Annotated in this window: 17 protein-coding genes; 8 read left to right on the top strand and 9 right to left on the bottom strand. The window is 64.3% G+C overall.

The genetic code is table 11. From position 1 onward, the window contains the following. Positions 1-228 precede the first annotated feature (228 nt). Positions 229-1,371 (top strand): PepSY-associated TM helix domain-containing protein, encoded by a 1,143-nt coding sequence (locus RQX22_RS18580; RefSeq protein ID WP_315728593.1) that lies wholly within the window; start codon positions 229-231, stop codon positions 1,369-1,371. Then, a complete protein-coding gene (locus RQX22_RS18575) occupies positions 1,368-3,506 on the top strand; it encodes a TonB-dependent receptor (protein WP_315728591.1) in 2,139 nt (712 codons plus the stop codon). Before RQX22_RS18580 ends, RQX22_RS18575 begins: the two co-directional genes overlap by 4 nt. A gap of 169 nt (positions 3,507-3,675) precedes the next feature. Here the strand turns inward: RQX22_RS18575 and trmB are convergent, their stop codons facing one another. From trmB to lnt, 3 genes are all read right to left on the bottom strand, one after another. After that, positions 3,676-4,356 (bottom strand): tRNA (guanine(46)-N(7))-methyltransferase TrmB, encoded by a 681-nt coding sequence (gene trmB, locus RQX22_RS18570; RefSeq protein WP_315728590.1) that lies wholly within the window; start codon positions 4,354-4,356, stop codon positions 3,676-3,678. Between the two features lie 168 nt (positions 4,357-4,524). Then, complete coding sequence (metK, locus tag RQX22_RS18565; RefSeq protein ID WP_315728588.1) at positions 4,525-5,697, bottom strand: methionine adenosyltransferase; 1,173 nt, start codon at positions 5,695-5,697, stop codon at positions 4,525-4,527. Positions 5,698-5,762: 65 nt separating this feature from the next. Then, on the bottom strand, positions 5,763-7,280 hold the full coding sequence (lnt, locus tag RQX22_RS18560; protein ID WP_315728587.1) for an apolipoprotein N-acyltransferase: 1,518 nt from the start codon (positions 7,278-7,280) through the stop codon (positions 5,763-5,765). A 62-nt stretch (positions 7,281-7,342) separates the two neighbouring features. Here lnt and RQX22_RS18555 point away from each other — a divergent pair, with 62 nt between their 5' ends. After that, positions 7,343-7,765 carry a VOC family protein gene (locus RQX22_RS18555; RefSeq protein ID WP_315728585.1) on the top strand — a complete coding sequence of 141 codons (423 nt, stop codon included), beginning with the start codon at positions 7,343-7,345 and terminating at the stop codon, positions 7,763-7,765. A 14-nt stretch (positions 7,766-7,779) separates the two neighbouring features. Here the strand turns inward: RQX22_RS18555 and RQX22_RS18550 are convergent, their stop codons facing one another. Beyond that, positions 7,780-8,280, bottom strand: a complete 501-nt coding sequence (locus RQX22_RS18550; protein WP_315728583.1) for a flavin reductase family protein — start codon at positions 8,278-8,280, stop codon at positions 7,780-7,782. Between the two features lie 73 nt (positions 8,281-8,353). Here RQX22_RS18550 and RQX22_RS18545 point away from each other — a divergent pair, with 73 nt between their 5' ends. After that, positions 8,354-9,580: an NAD(P)/FAD-dependent oxidoreductase gene (locus tag RQX22_RS18545; RefSeq protein WP_315728581.1), complete on the top strand. Its 1,227-nt coding sequence runs from the start codon at positions 8,354-8,356 to the stop codon at positions 9,578-9,580. A gap of 1 nt (position 9,581) precedes the next feature. Here RQX22_RS18545 and RQX22_RS18540 read toward each other — a convergent pair whose 3' ends face one another. Continuing rightward, positions 9,582-10,463, bottom strand: coding sequence for an arginase family protein (locus RQX22_RS18540; RefSeq protein WP_315728579.1), 882 nt, complete (start codon positions 10,461-10,463; stop codon positions 9,582-9,584). Positions 10,464-10,503: 40 nt separating this feature from the next. On the opposite strand from RQX22_RS18540, the gene hutI reads away from it, so the two are divergent. Next, positions 10,504-11,709: an imidazolonepropionase gene (gene hutI / locus RQX22_RS18535; protein WP_410001666.1), complete on the top strand. Its 1,206-nt coding sequence runs from the start codon at positions 10,504-10,506 to the stop codon at positions 11,707-11,709. A 26-nt stretch (positions 11,710-11,735) separates the two neighbouring features. Here the strand turns inward: hutI and RQX22_RS18530 are convergent, their stop codons facing one another. Further along, a complete protein-coding gene (locus RQX22_RS18530) occupies positions 11,736-12,428 on the bottom strand; it encodes a UTRA domain-containing protein (protein WP_315728577.1) in 693 nt (230 codons plus the stop codon). A gap of 147 nt (positions 12,429-12,575) precedes the next feature. Between RQX22_RS18530 and hutU the strand changes: the two genes are divergently transcribed. The 3 genes from hutU to RQX22_RS18515 are packed head-to-tail and all read left to right on the top strand — an operon-like array spanning position 12,576 to position 16,608. After that, positions 12,576-14,234, top strand: coding sequence for a urocanate hydratase (gene hutU / locus RQX22_RS18525; RefSeq protein WP_315728575.1), 1,659 nt, complete (start codon positions 12,576-12,578; stop codon positions 14,232-14,234). Further along, positions 14,234-15,745, top strand: coding sequence for a histidine ammonia-lyase (hutH, locus tag RQX22_RS18520; protein WP_315728573.1), 1,512 nt, complete (start codon positions 14,234-14,236; stop codon positions 15,743-15,745). The genes hutU and hutH overlap by 1 nt, the downstream gene beginning before the upstream one ends. Next, a complete protein-coding gene (locus RQX22_RS18515; protein WP_315728666.1) occupies positions 15,739-16,608 on the top strand; it encodes a nucleotidyltransferase family protein in 870 nt (289 codons plus the stop codon). Before hutH ends, RQX22_RS18515 begins: the two co-directional genes overlap by 7 nt. Positions 16,609-16,663: 55 nt before the next feature. Here the strand turns inward: RQX22_RS18515 and RQX22_RS18510 are convergent, their stop codons facing one another. From RQX22_RS18510 to tnpC, 3 genes are all read right to left on the bottom strand, one after another. Beyond that, a complete protein-coding gene (locus RQX22_RS18510; RefSeq protein ID WP_315728571.1) occupies positions 16,664-17,308 on the bottom strand; it encodes a Yip1 family protein in 645 nt (214 codons plus the stop codon). Between the two features lie 98 nt (positions 17,309-17,406). After that, positions 17,407-17,892, bottom strand: a complete 486-nt coding sequence (locus RQX22_RS18505) for a pyridoxamine 5'-phosphate oxidase family protein (protein WP_315728570.1) — start codon at positions 17,890-17,892, stop codon at positions 17,407-17,409. A gap of 187 nt (positions 17,893-18,079) precedes the next feature. Next, positions 18,080-19,609 (bottom strand): IS66 family transposase, encoded by a 1,530-nt coding sequence (gene tnpC, locus RQX22_RS18500; protein WP_315728665.1) that lies wholly within the window; start codon positions 19,607-19,609, stop codon positions 18,080-18,082. Positions 19,610-19,643: the final 34 nt, after the last annotated feature.

Here is a 19,643-nt window from a genome sequence, read left to right as displayed (position 1 = left end):
TAAGCGGCTGCGGAGCGAAGGTGCGCAGAAGCGCCTGAAGTCCACGCCGTCACGCATCTGCGTCAGTGTTCTTCGTCGCCTCTGCGCGGCCAAGACTGCCGAGGATCCTTCTATGTCAGGCATTGTCGTCACCCAGGTGACGTCCGAGCGGCTGTCCATGCGGCCGGCGGAGCGGCGGACGCTGAGGCCGCCACTCCATGACGGATGGCGATCTGTACGAGCCCGCGCGTGACGTCGCGCACCCGCATCCTGTTGCGCCGATTTCATCTATGGCTGGGGCTGGGCGTCGGTGGCTTGCTTGCCTTGCTTGGGCTGACCGGCTCGGCACTCGTCTTCTACGTCGAGATCGACGAGGCCATACATCCTGCAGTCCAGCAGACCTCAATAACGGTCGCGCCCGATTGGTCTTCGCCCGTGTGGGACCGCGCATTGGCGACAGGTCGCGCGCATCGGCGCGATCCGCACGGCACATGGTCGCTGGAAGCGACCGGCAAGAGCGGCGCTATCCCTGCGCGCTATTATCCATCGGCCCGCCACGGCCACCATGCGGAGCGCGAGATGGTCTGGTTCTCGCCTGACGGCAGCGAGATCGTCCGCGCCGAGCCATGGGGCGGCTATCTGATGAGCTGGCTGTACGAATTGCACATGCATCTGCTCGCCGGCGCGTTCGGCAGCCAGATCGTGGGCTGGTCGGGCTTTGCAATGCTCGTGCTGCTGATCAGCGGGGTGGTGGCCTGGTGGCCGCGCGGGTCATGGCGCAAGGCGCTGGCATTCAAGCGCCACGCCGTGCCGATCCGTCGCCTGCGCGACCTGCACAAGCACGCCGGACTTTGGAGCATGGCATTGCTGTCCGTCCTGGCCGGTACCGGCGCGCTCCTTGCCCTGCCGAGCATCAAGGTGCGATTGCTCAGCACGGCTGTCACCGCGCCGGACAAGGTGCCGGCACCGCTATCGTCGGCCGCGAGCGGACGCCAGATATCGGTCGCCCAAGCGCTTGCAGCCGCGCATCGCGTCGTGCCGGACGGGCGACTCGCCTTCATCGACGTGCCGGGCGCCGGGCCGGAGCCTTTCCGAATGCGGGTGCGGGTGCCGGGTGATCCGCATCGGCGCTTCCCGAGCAGTTTCGTTTTCGTCGACCAATATTCGGGACGCTTGCTTGCGGTGCACGACATCCGCCGCGGCAACGCCTCCACCAAAGCCGGTGCCTGGATCCGTACGCTCCATGACGGATCGGTCGGCGGAATGCCGCTTCGCATCCTCGCCATGATCCTCGGCCTCATTCCCACGGTCATGTTCGTGACCGGGTTCCTCCACTGGCGCCGCCGGATCGCCGCGCGCGCCCAATCGCATCCAACAGGGAGTCCATCGTGAAAGCTTCTATCATCGCCCTTGCTACCTGCCTCATCGCCGCTCCCGCTTTGGCGGAACAGGCGCGCGAAGAGCGCGAAACGATCATCGTCACGGGCCAACGCGACCTGGGGGAAGATGCCGCGGTTTCCGGCCGCCTCGGCCTTACCATCCGCGAGACGCCGGCGGTGGTCGACATCGTCACCCAGCAGGATTTCCAGCTTCAGGGGGTCAGGAATACGATCGAGGCGATGAATGCCGCTCCCGGCGTCGCCTCAGGCAATCTGCCGGGCTCGATCGGATCGGTGTCGATGCGCGGCTTCCATCGCGCGGTGAACTATCTCTACGACGGCGTGCGAATGGCCAATTCCGACGTCGGCTTGCGCAACTGGGACGCCTGGTCGTTCGAACGGATCGAGGTCATCAAGGGGCCCGCCTCGGTCACCTCTGGCGAGGGCGCGCTTGCCGGGGCGATCAACTTCGTGCCGCGACGTCCGGATCTGGAAGGCGCAAGCGGCGAGATGCTGGCGAGCTACGGCAGCTTCGATACCGCACGCCTTGCCGGTGATGTGAACCTGCCCCTCGGGCAGACGGTGGCGGTACGCGGCGACCTCTCCTGGTCAAGATCCTCGGGCTGGATCGACGACACCCACAGCCGCACGCTCGCGGCAACCGGATCCCTTCTGTTCCGCCCGAACCACCGCTTCTCGGTCCTGCTCTCGGCGGACCATTTCGAAGACGATTTCGACACGGCTTATTATGGCACACCGGTCGTCTCGCGGGCGGTGGCGCGCAATCCTTCGTCCGCCGTGACGAGCAGTGCCGGCCTGGTGCTGGACAAGGCGATGCGCCGGGTCAATTTCGACGTCGCCGACGCCGATTTCAGGTCGAACACGACATGGTTGCGCGCACGCGCCGAATATGTGCTGACCGATACGGTCAAACTCCTCAGCGACACGACCTATTATGACAGCGATCGCATCTACAAGGACGCCGACGAATATTCGTTCAACATCGCGACAGGCGGAATCAACCGTGGCCTATCACTGATCACCCACGATCATCGATATTGGAACCAGCGGATCCAGCTCAACTTCGGCGGAAAGGTTGCCGGCATCCGCAACCGCTTCGCGATGGGCATGGAATATGGCCGGACCGACTTTTTCACCAAGCGCCGCTTCGGCAGCACGGCCTCGGTCGATCCATTCAACCCGGTGCGCGGCATCTTCCCGGACGACACGCCGGCCAATTTCGCGACGCGCCAGGACGTGACGGCGAATGTCGAACAGCTCTCCTTCTTCGCGGAGAACGCCCTCGACGTCACACCCGAATGGCTGGTGGTCGGCGGCATTCGTTATGACGGCGTCACGCTCGACCGACAGATCCTCAATGCCACGAGCGGCGCTGTCCAGACCTATGGCCGGAATTACGACCCGATCTCCTGGCGCATCGGCACGGTCTACAGCCTGACGCCGCGGACCCAGCTGTTCGGGCAATATAGCTATGCCGTCACGCCCGTCGGTGGTTTGCTGTTCCTCAGCGCCGCAAACGCCTCCTTCGAACTCACCACCGGCTTTTCCTACGAGGCCGGCGTCAAGACCTCGCTGACCGGGACCGGTGTCGAGCTGACCGCGTCGGTTTTCCATATCCGGCAGGACGATATCCTCACGCGCGATGCGGCCAACCCGGCGGTCGTGGTCCAGGGCGGCGCGTTGCGCTCGCGCGGCGCCGAGCTTTCGCTCAACCTGCCGGTGACGGCCGAACTCAACGTGGCGCTGAGCGGCACCTTGCTCGACGCCGAATATCTGGACCTGGTCGAGGCGGGCGGCGTCAACCGCGCGGGCAATCGCCCTCAGAATGTGCCCGAGCAACTCGCCGATCTGGTCGTCACCTATTCGCCCAAGACGCTGCCGATCACTTTGGTCGGCAGCGTCCGGCACAATGGCGGCTTCTACACCGAGGCCGCCAATGTAACGAAGGTCAACGCCTTCACCACCGTCGATGCGTCGATCTCCTGGAATGCACCATTCGGCACGCTGACGCTACGTGGTCGCAACTTGACCGACAAATTCTACGCCGACTGGTCGGGCTATGCCTCCGGGCTGGTATTCATCGGCGCACCACGCAGCGTCGAGCTGTCGTTTGCCAGGCACTTTTAGCGCCGGCCGGGTTCAGCAAGATCCGCCACGGCAAGAGGCAAGGCGGGGAGCAAAAGCAAAAGCTTTCTGACCTACCCTGCGCGTAACAACCCGCCAATCACGGCCGCGAAAAATGGCTATAGATCGTGGAGGGTGTGAAGATACCGGCGTCAATTCGCGCCCTTGCGCGTCAACTACGCCGATAGCGGAAATACCAGACCTCGTGGCCTTTGCGCCGTGCCTTGGCTTCATAGCGAGTTTCCGGCCAGCCGCCGGGGCGGACGAGGAAGTCCTTCGCGCTTTCGGCGAGCCATTCGAAGTCGCGGCGCCGGTTCATGATCATCATCGCCCAGCGGCAATAGACAGGATCGTCGGTGCCGAGGCGGAACTCGCCCCCTGGCTGGAGCTTGGCGGCGATCAGATCAAGTGGGCCGTCATTGACCATTCGCCTTTTGGCGTGGCGCGCCTTGGGCCAGGGATCGGGATGGAGCAGGTAGACGAACCGCAGCGAAGCGTCGGGAAGACGTTCGAGCACGTCCAGGGCATCCCCCATATGCAGCCGGACATTGGCGAGATGGCGGTCGCGGACATGCTGGAGCGCACCGACGACACCGTTGAGGAATGGTTCGCAGCCGATGAAGCCATGATCGGGCAGGAGATCAGCGCGATAAGCGAGATGCTCGCCGCTGCCGAAGCCGATTTCGAAATGGAGCGGCCGTTCGCTTCCGAACAGGCGGGCGGCGTCGATCGGTCCCTTGTCGGGCACGGCGATGGCCGGCAGCAATCCTTCCAGCAAGGCGGCTTGCCCGGGACGGAGTTTGTGTCCGGACCGGCGCCCATAAAGCCGGCGGATCTTGGCGGGATCTGACATGCCGGCCGCTTATCCTGCAAGAGGAGCGAAGGCCAGTGCCTGCTTCAGGAAGAGAAGGGAATCAGGTCCTGAGGAACTCGTTCCAGACGATGACAAGAACAATGACCGCCAGCAATCCATAATTGAAGATCTGTTTGTTGGTAAAACGAGCCATTCATCCCTCCCTATTCAGAATGCCTGTTTAAGCTGGTCCACCAGATCTGTCTTCTCCCAAGTGAAAAGGTCGCCTTCCGCCTTGCGTCCGAAATGTCCATAAGCGGCGGTAGGAAGGTAGATGGGCTTGTTGAGGCCGAGATGGGTGCGGATACCCTTCGGCGTCAGCCGGACGAGTTGCGGCAATATCTCTTCCAGCCTGGCCGCGCTGACCCCGTCCTGCTCGGTACCATGCAGGTCGACATAGAGCGAAAGCGGCTCGGCGATGCCGATCGCATAGCTCAACTGGATGGTCGCGCGGCGGGCAAGGCCGGCGGCGACGATATTCTTGGCGAGATAGCGGCTGACATAAGCGGCCGAGCGATCCACCTTGGTCGGATCCTTGCCCGAAAAGGCGCCCCCGCCATGCGGCGCCGCGCCGCCATAGGTGTCGACGATGATCTTGCGGCCGGTCAGGCCGGCATCCCCGTCCGGGCCGCCGATCTCGAACAGGCCGGTCGGATTGACGAAGATCGAATCGTCGCCGGGCAGCCAGCCCTCGGGCATGATTTCGGCGAAGATGGCCTTAACATAGTCGCGCAGCATCGCCTGGTCGGCGCCCTTGGCATGCTGGGTCGACACGACCAAAGCAGTCGCCCGGACCGGCATCTCCTTTTCATATGCCAGGGTGACCTGACTCTTCGCGTCCGGCTCCAGGAAAGGCGCCGCACCGGAATGCCGGTCGGCGGCCAGCCGCTCGAGGATACGGTGGGAATAATAAAGGGTCGCCGGCATCAGATCCGGCGTTTCGTCGGTCGCATATCCGAACATGATGCCCTGATCGCCGGCACCTTCGTCCTTGTTGCCGCTTTCGTCCACGCCCATCGCGATATGGGCGGACTGGCCGTGAAGATGGCAGGCGAAATCCGCATATTGCCAGTGGAAGCCGTGCTGTTCGTAGCCGATCTTCTTGACCGTCTCGCGCGCGGCCTGCTCGATGTCGTCGATGGTCGGCGTCACACCGTCGCGGCAGCGCACTTCGCCCGCCAGCACGATCCGGTTGGTGGTGACCAGGGTCTCGCAGGCCACCCGCGCTTCGGGATCGCGCCCGATGAAAAGATCGACGACCGCATCCGAAATCTGGTCCGCGACCTTGTCCGGGTGGCCTTCGGACACGGATTCGGATGTGAAGAGATAGGTATCGCGCATCGGAGAAAGCGGCCTTTGCTGGAGACGAGAGAAGGATATAAAGATATCTTTATATGAGGTGGCTCCTAGCCTGCTTTGCGCCTGACTGCAATCGCGATGCCGGCGAGAAGGAAGGCGAAGAGCAAGGGAAGCAAATTGCCGCCCCTGGCAAATAAGGTGGGCGGCCGGGACGGCGGCAGACCTATGTCGATCACGCCGGCCTCCCCCAGCCCGATGCTGGCGATCAGCCGTCCATCGGCATCCACGGCCGCCGATATTCCTGTCGGCGTCGAGCGCAGCACCGGCAATCCTTCTTCCAGCGCCCTGAGGCGCGCCTGGGCGAGATGTTGCGGCGGGCCCCAGGCTCCGAACCAGGCATCGTTGGACGGGTTGAACAGGAAGTCCGGCCGGTCGGCGCGATCCACCACTTCGCCGGAAAAGATGATTTCGTAGCAAAGCTGGAACCCCGTCTTTCCCACCAACGGAAGATCCAAGGTCCGAGGACCAGGCCCGGATTCGAAATCGACATCCCCAGGCGCGAGGCGGGAGAGGCCGATCGCCGACAGGATCGGCCGCGCCGGCAGATATTCGCCATAAGGAACGAGATGCGCCTTGTCGTAGCGCGCGACGATGCGGCCGCTGCCGTCGATCGCGAAGACGCTGTTGGTGGCACTGGAGGCCGTGACGCCGTCCTCCGATCCGACCGTGATGCCGCCGGTCAGCAAGAGGTCGCCAGGTGCGAGCATCTGCCGAACCGCACGACGGACGCCGCGAACGTCATCTTGATAGGCGCTGCCCCGGCGCGCATCCTGCAACGGCTCGGTGACCGCCGCCTCGGGCCAGAGCAGAAGGCGCGGCTCCCGGCGAGACGTGTTGGAGAGGGCGCCGAGCCGGGCGAGATTGCGCTCGGCAAAGCCCTCCTTCCACTTCTCCTCCTGGCCGATATTCGGCTGGACGATGCGGAGCGGAGGCGCGTCCGCCGGCTTCGGCGGGGCCTGGCGCGGGATGGCAAGCAATGTGCCCGCCGCGATGGCGGTGGCAACCATTGCCGCCGGCTTCCAACGGCGGCGCCACAGCAGGAAGACGATTCCGGCGATCATCAGCGCCGCCCCGGACAGGCCATAAGTGCCGACGAATCGCGAAAGGCCGGCGACGCCAGGCACGTCGATCAAGGCGACGCCCACCGGATTCCAGGCGAAGCCGGTGAACAGGCTCGCGCGAAGCCATTCGGTCACGATCCAGGCGGCCGCCAGCCACAGCACCAGGGCCAGGGGATTGCTGCGCCCATAGCGCCAGGCGAGCCCGACAGCGGTCGCCGGATAGATTGCGAGATAGCAGGACAGGAGGATGACGGCGATCCAGCCGAGCCAGGCAGGCATCGCCGCCTGGAAGGTGAAGGCGGTGGCGATCCAGTTCAATCCCAGCATGAAATTGCCCAGGCCGAACCACCAGCCCCTGGCGAGTGCGCTGCCGAGGCTGGGCGCCTGTTCGACCAGCCAAAGCAAGCCGACCAGGGACAGCAGAATCAGTGGCCAGAGCGCCAATGGCTGGAAACCGCAGGCGCCGGCCAGGCCCGCCAGGAAGGATAGGAACAGGAATTTCACCAGCCGTTCTTTGGCGGAATCGAGCGAATTTACAATCCGTCGGCGGCTGCTAAAAAAATGCCATGAGCCAGCCTCCTTTCCACCTCGCCTTTCCCGTCCACGACCTGGAAGCCGCTCGTGGCTTTTATGGCGGATTGCTCGGCTGCCCCGAGGGTCGCAGCTCCGGCCAATGGGTGGATTTCGACCTGTACGGGCACCAGATCGTCGCGCATCATGATCCCGACGCGAAGCCGCGCGGCATCCGTAACGAAGTGGACGGCATGGATGTGCCCGTGCCGCATTTCGGGCTGGTGCTCGACATGGCCGACTGGCACGCCTTGGCCGACCGGCTGAAGGAGGCCGATGTCGATTTCGTGATCGAACCCACCGTCCGTTTCGCGGGCGAGGTCGGCGAGCAGGCGACGATGTTCCTTTTCGACCCGTCCGGCAATGCGCTCGAGTTCAAGGCGATGCGCGATAAATCGGCGCTATTCGCAAAAGGCTGATCGAACGGAATCGATCAGGCGCCTGCTATAGTAGTGCTGCCATAATTGCCGTTGAGATAGACGAGCGGATCGACGTCCTTCCGCACGACCACATCCTCGACCACCCCTATGAAGATGCTGTGCGTACCGAACTGATGATGGTCGATGCGACGGCACAGGAAACAGGCCTGGGCATCGGCCAGACGCGGCGGCCGTGCGCCGTCCACCTCCCAGCCGCTGGCGAAGCGCAAGGCATGCTGCTGGCGATCCGCGAACATGCGGGCGATATATTCCTGGTCCCGATGGAGTACGTTCACCCCGAAATGCGAAACGCTTTCCATCGACCCGTAAAGCGACGCCGCCCGGTTGATGCAGACCAGCAGGCTCGGCGGATCGAGCGCCAGCGACGACATTGCGGTCGCGGTGATTCCCATCGGCTCACCGCCGTCGCAAATGCTGATGACGTTGACGGTCGAGGCAACGCAACGCATCGCCTGCCTGAACGCCTGAGCGAGCCCTTCGTCGCTTTCCACCATGGATCCGTCACTGGCTGTTTAGGCTGGAAGAAACAATAGCCGCTGTTAGGGTCGACGCCCGTGGGAGCTCGGAATGAAAGAATTCGATATTGCGATTGTCGGCGCCGGTCATGGCGGCGCCCAGGCGGCGATCCTGCTCCGGCAGCTCGGCTTCGACGGCAGTATCGCCCTGATCGGCGACGAGCCGGATCCGCCCTATGAGCGCCCGCCGCTTTCGAAGGACTATCTTGCCGGCGAGAAGGAATTCGAGCGGATATTGATCCGCCCGGCCAGCTTCTGGGAAGAACGCCAGATCGCGCTTTTGCCGGGCATCAGAATCGCCAGGGTCGATCCGGCCGCGCGCATCCTGACGGCGGAGGACGGCACTGGCTTCGGCTACGGAAAATTGATCTGGGCGACGGGCGGCGCGCCGCGCCTGTTGAGCTGTCAGGGCGGCGATCTTGGCGGTGTCCATGTCGTCCGCCGCCGGGCCGAGGTCGACGCCATCCGGTCGGAGCTGGACGACGTGCGGCGCGTCGCCGTGATCGGCGGCGGCTATATCGGGCTGGAGGCGGCCGCGATCCTCAATGGCCTCGGCAAGGAAGTGGTGATCATCGAGGCGCTCGATCGGGTGCTGGCGCGGGTGGCCGGACCGCCTATCTCCGAATTCTATCAAGGCGAACACAAGGCGCACGGCGTCGCGATTCGATTGAACGAAACGGTCGACCATATCATCGGTCGGGATGGCCGCGCGGCCGGCGTCCATCTGGCCACCGGCGAAAGCATCGCGGCCGACATGGTGATCGTGGGTATCGGCATCGTGCCCGCCGTCCAGCCCCTCCTCGATGCCGGGGCGGCCGGTGGAAACGGAGTCGAGGTCGACAATCTCTGCCGCACCAGCCTTCCCGATATTTATGCCATCGGCGATTGTGCAGCCCATGAAAACCGCTTTGCCGGCGGGGCGCGCATTCGACTGGAATCAGTCCAGAACGCGCACGATCAGGCGGCGACCGCGGTCAAGGCGATCCTGGGCCAGCCGGAGCCCTATGCGGCGGTGCCATGGTTCTGGTCCAACCAATATGATCTCAAGCTGCAAACGGTCGGCCTGTCGATCGGCTACGATCGGACCATTCTGCGCGGCGATCCGGATGAGCGCAGCTTTTCCCTGGTCTATCTTCGCGAAGGCCGGGTGATCGCGCTCGATTGCGTCAACGCGGTCAAGGATTATGTCCAGGGTCGCAAGCTGGTCGCGGACGCGATCGCGCCGGACCTGGAAAAGCTCGCCGACAAGGCGACTCCGCTCAAGACATTAGACGTTTGAATCAGGTCCTGGCGGCCTGAAAGCCCGCCAGGACCTCGCAGACCCAGCGCCCCGCGGTCAGGGCAGTAATGTCGCCTTGGTCAAGGCTGGGATCGAATTCGGTGAGATCGACCAGCTTGACCCGGGGCTCGGCGGCGAGCCGGCGCGCGGCCCGAAAGAACATGTCGACCGGCATGCCCCCAGGACGCGCCCCCGGCGCGCCCGGGCATTGGCTGCGATCGATCACATCGATGTCGAAATCCACCATGATGGTTTCGACGTGCCCGATCCGCGCCAGCGCCTCCTGCAGGATCGGTTCGATGCCGCGGGTCCGGCAATCGGCGATGGTCCATATACCTATCCCCGCATCCAGCGCGTCGCCATGCATCTTGGCGGTGTTAGCAAAAGGGGCCAGGCCGACCTGGCAGATGTTGCGGCCGGGAAGCCCATCTTCGAGCAAGGCCCGGATCGGATTGCCGTTGAGCAGCCCCTGGTCGGTCTCGCGAAGATCGAAATGAGCGTCGAGCGTGATCAGGCCGACACGGTCGAGCGCCAGCCCCAGACCATGCGCAGCGGGACGGGTAAGGGCGTTGTTCCCGCCGAGAACCATGGTCAGGGCATGGCCATCGGTGCAATCCTCGACCGCGTTGCGAATTGTTTCGAAGCCCGCGGCCGGCATGATTCCCCGGACCGGAAGATCGCCCTTGTCCCGGACAGGGAGAACCAGCGCCGTGCGGCTCTCGACATCATATGTACTGAAACGGCGCATCGCCTTGCGGATCGCTCCCGGCGCGAGATCGCAGCGGCCCGGCGTGACCGAACCCGCTTCCATCGGCACCCCCAGGATCGCGATCTGCGCCCCGTCATCCGTTCCGACCAGGTCGGCAACCGACCGCCAGCTCATCCTTTGACCCCCAGGAAAAGTTGCGTCATGTACGCGCCCCATGTGGGATCGCCTGCTGACCAATTGCAACATCGCCACCATGGACCCGTCCATCCGCGCGCCGTTCGGAGCGATCGAGGATGGCGCCATCGGCATCCAGGATGGCCGTATCCTGCGGGTCGGACGGCGGGTCGAACTGGCCGGCTATCGGGCAAAGAGGGTCGAATCGCTGGATGGCGCCTGGGTGACGCCGGGCCTGATCGACTGCCACACTCATCTCGTCTTCGGCGGCAATCGGGCCGCGGAATTCGAACAGAGGCTGCAGGGTGCGACCTACGAGGACATTGCCAGGGCCGGCGGCGGCATCGCCGCGTCCGTCGCGGCCACGCGCGCAGCCTCCCTCGCAGAACTGACCGCGAAGGCGCGGCCGCGCCTCCGGGCTCTGATGGCCGGTGGCGTCACCACGATCGAGATCAAATCCGGTTACGGGCTCGATCCCGCCGCCGAAATCAAGATACTCAAGGCCGCAAGGGCGTTGGGCGAGAGCGAGCCGGTGCGTGTCGTGCCGACCTTGCTCGCGCTTCATGCGCTGCCGGTTGAATTTCGCGAACGGCGGGAGGATTTCGTCCGTCTCGCGACGGAAGAGATGATTCCGGCGGCGGCCGGTCTCGCCCAGGCGGTCGACGCCTTTTGCGAAGGAATCGGCTTTACGCCGAAGGAAGTGCGTTCGCTGTTCGAGGCAGCGCGGGCGCATGGGCTTCGGGTCAAGATCCATGCCGAACAGCTCAGCAACCTCTACGGTGCCGCTTTGGCCGCGGAATTCGGCGCCCTTTCCGCCGATCATCTCGAATTTGTCGACGAAGCCGGGGTCAAGGCGATGGCGAAGGCCGATATGGTTGCGGTGCTTTTGCCGGGCGCCTTTTATGCCCTCCAGGAAAGGAAGAAGCCGCCGGTCGCGCTGCTGCGCAAGCATCGGGTCAGGATGGCCGTGGCGACCGATTGCAATCCCGGCACCTCGCCCGTCCTGTCGCCGACCCTGATGCTCAACATGGCCTGCACCCTGTTCGACCTGGCGCCCGAGGAAGCATTGGCCGGGATGACCGTGAATGCCGCCAAGGCGCTCGCGCTGGACCATGAGATCGGCACTGTCACCGCAGGCAAGGCCGCGGACCTGTGCATATGGCCGGTGAGCCGGCCGGCAGAGCTGTGCTACTGGATCGGGCTGCCGGGACCGGACCGCCGGATCGTGGGCGGCACCGACCATTAGCATCAAGGTCGTCGCGGCCGGAACCGTCATGCCGGACCCGGCTTGAATTCAGCGGTCAGATCGTAGCGGCTGCCCGGAAAAAGCTGACGGACATGGGTCACCGACATATCGAGTCGCCAGGTCCATCTTTCGATCTCCAGGCAGGCGGCGCCCGAAGCGACCGCAAGCAGCTCCGCCTGATGACGGTTCGCCTCGACAGCGCGGATCAGGTGGCGCGCGCGAGTCCAGGGCATGTGATCCAGAAGCCATGTACCGGGTGCGATCTGCTCGAAATCCTCGCCGCCCGCACCCGGCGCCGCGACAAGGGAGATGAAGCGGGTTTCCAGGCAGAATGGGACCTCGCTCGCATGGTGGACGCCCTCTACTTTCAAGACGGGCCCAGGCATCTCGATGGCCGAAATCGCACCCGTCGGTGCCGGCCCGCGCCACAGGCGTTGCCATCGATAGGTTTCGCCACGACCGGCGATCAGCTTCTTGAGATCGGGGACGTCGAGCACAGCCGACTGGACGTGCGGATGGGCGACGAAGGAGCCGGCCTTGCGGCGCCGCTCGATCAGCCCGCCGCGGGCCAACGCCTCGAGCGCCTTGCTCACCGTCGCCCGGGAGCAGCCATAGCTGGCGACCAGTTCATGCTCGAAGGGAATGCGATCGCCCGGCCGCAACGCGCCGGAGTGGATGCGGGCCTCGATATCGTGTCTGATCCTCTGACCCAGCGTCATTTAGCTTCCTTCGGGCGAACCCCACCTGCCGATTGATGATGGAGCTGCATCGTTATGTCTAGACATAATATCTCTCGTGAGTCATGCGTGAAAAGCCCGCCGCGACTCGGGGACGAGGGGCGATGGGAGCCATGAGAGGAGAGGAAATTGCTTTCGAGGCGCGACAATAGCCGTTCGATCAAGGCCCGGACTGGTCCCGAGATCAGGGCCCGCAGCTGGGCCACAGAAGCAGCGGTGCGGATGCTGATGAACAATCTCGATCCGGACGTCGCCGAAGCGCCGGAGGAGCTTGTCGTCTATGGCGGCATCGGCCGCGCGGCGCGTGATTGGGACAGTTTCGACAGGATCGTGGAGGCTTTGGAGCGACTCGACGCGGACGAAACATTGCTCGTCCAGTCGGGCAAGCCGGTCGGCATATTCCGCACCCACGAAGATGCGCCTCGCATTCTGATCGCCAATTCGAACCTGGTGCCGAAATGGGCGAATTGGGAGCATTTCCATGAACTCGATCGCAAGGGCCTGATGATGTACGGGCAGATGACGGCGGGATCCTGGATCTACATCGGCAGCCAGGGCATCGTCCAAGGCACCTACGAAACGTTCGTCGAGATGGGCCGCCAGCATTATGGCGGCGATCTCCGCGGCCGCTGGATCCTTACTGCGGGGCTTGGCGGCATGGGCGGCGCCCAACCCTTGGCGGCGGTCATGGCCGGCGCGCATTGTCTGGCGATCGAATGCCAGGCGAGTCGCATCGAAAAGCGGCTGGAGACCCGCTATCTCGATTACCGCGCCGACTCTCTGGACGAGGCGCTCGAAATCCTTCGCACAGCCACCGAGCCGGTTTCGGTCGGCCTGCTCGGCAATGCCGCCGAGATCCTTCCGCAGATGGTGGAACGCGGAATCCGGCCCGACGCCGTCACCGACCAGACCTCTGCTCATGATCCGGTCAATGGTTATCTGCCGATCGGCTGGACGGTCGATCAATGGACGGAGATGCGCGAGCGCGATCCCAAAGCGGTCGAGGCGGCGGCCCGCAAATCGATGGCGGTCCATGTCGAGGCAATGCTCTCCTTCCGCGACATGGGGATTCCAACCTTCGATTACGGCAACAACATCCGTCAGGAGGCGAAAGACGAAGGCGTCGCCCGCGCCTTCGACTTTCCCGGCTTCGTGCCGGCTTATGTGCGGCCGCTCTTCTGCAGAGGCGTGGGGCCGTTTCGCTGGGCAGCCCTTTCGGGCGACCCCGAGGACATCTATCGCACCGATGCCAAAGTGAAGGAATTGATCCCCGACGATCCGCACCTTCATCGCTGGCTGGACCTGGCCCGCGAGCGCATCGCTTTCCAGGGGTTGCCGGCGCGCATCTGCTGGGTCGGGCTCGGCCAAAGACATCGGCTGGGCCTTGCCTTCAACGACATGGTCGCCAGCGGGGAATTGAAGGCGCCGGTCGTGATCGGCCGCGACCATCTGGATTCCGGATCGGTCGCAAGCCCGAACCGGGAGACTGAAAGCATGAAGGACGGCTCCGATGCCGTCTCCGACTGGCCCATGCTCAATGCATTGCTGAACACCGCCTCGGGTGCCACCTGGGTCTCGCTTCATCATGGCGGCGGCGTCGGCATGGGCTATTCCCAACATGCCGGCATGGTCATCGTCGCCGACGGCACGGATGCCGCCGCACGGCGCCTGGAACGGGTGTTGTGGAACGATCCCGCTACCGGGGTCATGCGTCATGCCGATGCCGGATATGAAGAGGCGATCGCCTGCGCCCGAGAGCAGGGGCTCGACCTGCCGATGGTGCGGTGATGGCACCCGTCGTCCTGAAGCCCGGATCGGTCCGTCTCGCGGAATTGCGGGCCGTCTGGGCCGGCGCCTCCGTTGCCATCGCCGCCGAGGCCTGGGCGGAGGTCGGTGCCGCATCAACGGCGGTGGGACGCATCGTGGCGAGCGGGCGCACCGTTTATGGCGTCAACACAGGCTTCGGGCTACTCGCCCAGACCCGGATCCCCGACGATCATCTGCTGGACCTTCAGCGTAACCTGATCCTCTCCCACAGCTGCGGACTCGGCGATCCCCTTGACGCGCGCATCGTCCGACTGATCCTGGCGATCAAGGCGATCGGACTGGGTCGCGGCCATTCGGGCGTCAGGCCGATCGTGATCGAGGGCCTGCTCGCCTTGCTGGCTGCCGATGCCTTGCCGGTCATTCCGGCCCAGGGCTCGGTCGGCGCGTCCGGCGATCTGGCGCCGCTCGCCCATATGAGCGCGGCCTTGATCGGCGAGGGATCGATCCTGCTGGCGGGCGAGACCCTGCCCGCCGCCGAAGCCTTGGCCAGGATCGGCATGGCGCCGCTGGTGCTTGGCCCCAAGGAAGGCCTGGCATTGATCAACGGCACGCAGGTCTCGACCGCGATCGCGCTCGACGCCCTGTTCAGGGGCGAGCGCGTCTTTGCTTCGGCGCTGGTCGCGGGCGCGCTGTCGGTCGACGCGTTCAAGGGCACCGACGTCGCCTTCGATCCGCGCCTGCATGCGCTACGCGGCCAGCCGGGCCAGGTCTCCGTCGCCGCCGCCCTGAAGACGCTTCTGAAGGGAAGCGAAGTACGGCTCTCCCATGCCGATTGCGATCGCGTCCAGGATCCCTACAGCTTCCGGTGCCAGCCGCAGGTGATGGGCGCGGCGCTCGACCTGCTCCGGCACGTTGGACGCACCTTGGAAATCGAAGCCAATGCGGTCACCGACAATCCGATCATCCTGGGCGAGGAAGCTCTGTCGGGCGGCAATTTCCACGCTGAGCCGGTCGCCTTCGCCGCCGACATGCTGGCCATGGCCCTATGCGAGATCGGGTCGATCTCGGAACGGCGCACCGCGGTCCTGATCGATCCCAAGATGAGCGGCCTTCCGCCTTTCCTGATCCGGGACAGCGGCGTCAACAGCGGTTTCATGATCGCCCAGGTGACGGCGGCCGCGCTCGTGTCTGAGAATAAGAGCCTCGCCTTTCCCGCCAGCGTCGATTCGATTCCGACCTCGGCCAATCAGGAAGACCATGTGTCGATGGCGACGCACGGCGCGGTCAAGGCAGGCCGGATCGCCGGCAATGCCGCTGGCGTGGTAGCGATCGAATTGCTCGCCGCCTGCCAGGCGATCGAATTCCATTTGCCGCTTCGAACCTCGCCCGCCCTGGACGCAGCCGTTAAGACGATCCGCGCACAGGTGCCGAATCATGACCGCGACCGGTTTCTGGCGAATGACCTCGCCTGGATGAAAATGGCGGTCCTGGCTGGACAGCTGTCGGAGGACGTCGAAAAGGCCATATTCTGAACTATCCGAATTCCGTCGGCGGCGGCTGGACCGCCATCATTCTCGCCGGCCAGCGCCCGGGCCCGGATCACTTTTCCGCCGCTTATGGCGTGGATGCGAAGGCGTTGATCCCAGTGGCGGGGGCGCCGATGCTGGGCCATGTCGCGCGCGCCTTGCTGGCTTCACCATCGATCGGCAGAATCCTTGTCCTGGCACAGTCACCGGGCGATTTGCTGAAAGGTTCGCTGGACTGGATGGCGGCGGAGCCCCGCATTCGAGGCCTCGTCACAGGCGACGGCATCTCACTCAGCATAGACCAGGTGGCCGGTGCCGATCCCGCGCCGTTTCCATTGCTTGTGACGACGGCCGATCACCCCCTGCTCACGCCGGAAATCGTCGAGGCTTTCATTGCCGGCGCGCAAGGATCGGACGCAGCTTATGGAGCAGTGGAAAGGCAGGTGGCGGAGCGGGCTTGGCCAGGCATGAAGCGCACCTGGGTAAAGTTGAGCGACGGCCATTTCACCGGAGCCAATCTATTCGCCTTGACGGCGCCGCGGTCGCGGCGGGCGGTACAGGCCTGGGCGGATATCGAAAAGGATCGCAAGCGCGCATTGCGGCTTCTCTTTTATTTGGGACCGACGATCCTGCTGCGCGCTCTGACACGCACGATTTCGCTCGATCGCGCGACGGCTGCCTCGGGCCGCAAGATCGGTATCGACCTCCGGGCGGTTCGACTGCCCTTTGCGGATGCGGCGATCGATGTCGACAAGCCGTCCGATCTGGTGCTCGCGGAACATATCCTGATGCTCCGCGCGAACGCGGCGGAGCGAAAGTCCGACTCGGGCGCGGAAGGCTCCGGGCCAGACCATTCGAATGGAGTCTGATTCAGGTCAATCGGCGGAAGCGCAAAGCGCTTCCACCCAAACGACCGGCCTCCAGCTAGCCGGGAAACTGGACCGAGATCGCGCCGGAGCCGGGGCCGCCGATCAATGAACCGACCACCTGGCCGACCACCGCGCCCACGACGATCCAGAGCAGGATCGCCGCAATGACGGCAGCCGCGACATAGCCCATGGCCTTGTCCGCGGAGACCTTCATCAGCACGGGGATGCCGAGATAAAGGAGGTAGAGGCTGTACAGACCACCCAGCAGGCCGAGCCAGGCCAAAGCGGGTATGATGTTGAAGATGCCCGCCACCCAGGCTGCGGTCGATGCATAAGCGGCGACCTTGAAGGCCTGGACCCGATCCTTGGTCCCGCCGAAATTAGGCGCCAGCGCTTCGATGATGAGCGCCAATATATAGACGCTGAGCAGGACCATCAGATATTGGACGACGGCGGTCGACAGAACGGAACCGACCGACGGCCGATACGTGATGCCCATGAACGATCGCGGGAAAAGCAATTGGCCGATCACCCCGGCGACCGGCGTGATCGCGGCGAGGATGAAAATGTAGGAGCGATAGATGCCACCCACGGTGGCGGGCTCCGCGTCGATCCGCGGCCATTCGGCTTTGGGCTGGAGAATGATATTCTTGACCCGCTCGACGAGAGCGGGTGATGCACCGGTCGGATTGGTCGCCATGCTTTGACTCCCCCTTCTGCACGACGGAGTGAAGCATGTCTGCGACCAAATCACAACTGCCGCGTCGCGGCCTTGGAAAATGAGGCCTTGTCCGGGGTTCAGCTGAGCGGGACCTCGGCGACATTGTCCTTATAATCTTCTTTCGGATCGACGCCGAGCAACATCTTGACCCCGGCGACGAGGCTGGATCCGTCAAGCCAGATTTCGGCGCGTTCGGCATCGAGCCGCAACAGAGCCAGATTGGGATCGTCCTTGCCGCCTTCGTACCAGGCGGCGACGAAGCGGTTCCAGAGGCGATCGATCGTCGCCCGGTCATTGTCCAGGCGGAGCGCGCCATGAACGGTGGCGAAGAGATCGTGTCCCTTGGACGCGAAAGTGGCGATGGCGCGGCTGCCGGAATCGAGCGCCTGGACCATCTGGTTGTCCTTGGCGGTGAAGAACCAGATGGGGCTGCGATCATTTTCGAACTGCGCCGTCATCGGACGTGCGTGGCCATCTTCGACGCCGTCGAGGCCGAGCATCATCGTCATGTCGGAGCCAAGGGCTTTCCAGAATTTCGCTTCGAGTTCGGCAGGGTTGGGCATGGTCGGGTCTCCGCTCTATGTGACCAGCCAACGGGCAGCACCGGACGCGGTTCCAGAAAGGCGCAAGGGGCGGGCGCCATCGTAAGCGATAAGTCCTCCCCACGTTGGGGTGTAACTAGCCGAAGGGCGCCCACTCGGTCTGAGTGCGCGCCCTTGGCGTTTGTAACGAGTTTCGAAGCTGGGTTGATTAAGCTGCTTTGCAGAGCACCAGGCTGACCGGTGCGATGTTGGCTGCCTTGGTATCGCTCCAGTTGCCGGGAAGAAGATCGTCGAGCGTGTCGCCGTCACGGCGCACCACGATGCGCGCGAGGACGTCAGCCAGATAAGCATCTGGTTTGTGGCCGACGAGCTTGCAGGTCTCAACCAGCGAGGCGATCGTCGCCCAGTTCTCGGCACCGAGCTCGTGGCCTGCGAACAGCGCGTTCTTGCGCTGCAATGCCATGGTGCGCATCGAGCGTTCGACCGCATTGTTGTCGATATCGACACGGCCATCATCGACGTAGCGGGTGAGCCCGATCCAGCGCCTCAGCGCATAGTTGATCGGCTCCAGCGTTGGCGATCCGCTGAACATGCGGCGGCGCTTCTCCTCGAGCCAGCCATGAAGCTCATCGAGCAACGGACGCGCACGGACCTGCCGCTCGATGCGCCGCTCGTCAGCACTGCGACCGCGTATCTCACGCTCGATCTCGTAGAGCGCACCGATCCGGCGCAGCCCTTCCTCGGCGATCGGCGCACCCTTGCCCTTGGTTGCGTCGAAGAAGCCACGCCGTACGTGCGCCCAGCAGTAGGCGAGTGCTGCCGGCCCGCCAGGGCGGTCAGCCTTGCCGAACTGGCCATACGCCTCATAGCCGTCCACCTGCAGGATGCCACGGTAGTCACCGAGCAGCTTGGCTGCCCATACGCCGCCACGCCCAGGCATGTAGCTGTAGACGATCGCCGGCGGGTCAGCCCCGCCATAGGGTCGATCATCACCGACCATCGCCCACATGTAGCCGGTCTTCGTCTTGCCGTTGCCCGGTGCCAGCACCTTGGCAGTGGTCTCGTCGACGAACAGCCGATCGCAAGTAAGCAGCCTGGCTTTCTGCAGCTCGACCAACGGCCGCAGATAGCCCGCGGCACGGCCAACCCAGTTGGCGAGTGTGGCGCGCTCGATCGCGATGCCCTGGCGCGCCAGGATCTGCGACTGCCGATAGAGCGGCAGATGATCGGCATACTTCTTGACCAGCACGTCGGCGATCAGGCTCTCGCTCGGTAAGCCGCCGGGCACTACGTGCTTCGATGCTGATGCTTGAGCCACGCCGTCGCCACAGGCGCGGCACGCCATCTTTGGCCTGATCGTCACCAGGACGCGGTACTGTGCAGGGACGATGTCGAGCCGCTCAGCGCGATCCTCTCCGATCCGGTGCAGCGCTCCACCACAGGCAGCGCATTGGCACGCCGCCGGCGCGATCTCGATCTCATGGCGCGGCAGGTGCAAGGGCAGTGATGCCCTTGGCGTGTCTGCGCGCCGCCGACGGCGCTCAAGCGGCGCGCCTATCACTTCCTCGTTCTGCTCTGTCAGCAGCTCGATCTCGGCGAGTGCTACGTCGCGATCCTCAAGCGCCAGCGCCAGCTGATCAGCGCTCATCTTCTCCGAGCGCTTGCCGAACGTCATGCGCTTGAGCACGCCCAGCAGATGTTCGAACCGGTCGGCACGAGCACGCTCGGCGACAACCATTGAGCTGCTGCCGGTTTCGTGGACACCGAGATAA

The organism is Sphingosinicella rhizophila, from assembly GCF_032378825.1.
Taxonomy (GTDB): domain Bacteria; phylum Pseudomonadota; class Alphaproteobacteria; order Sphingomonadales; family Sphingomonadaceae; genus Allosphingosinicella; species Allosphingosinicella rhizophila.
This window is presented reverse-complemented; position numbering and strand designations above follow the sequence as displayed.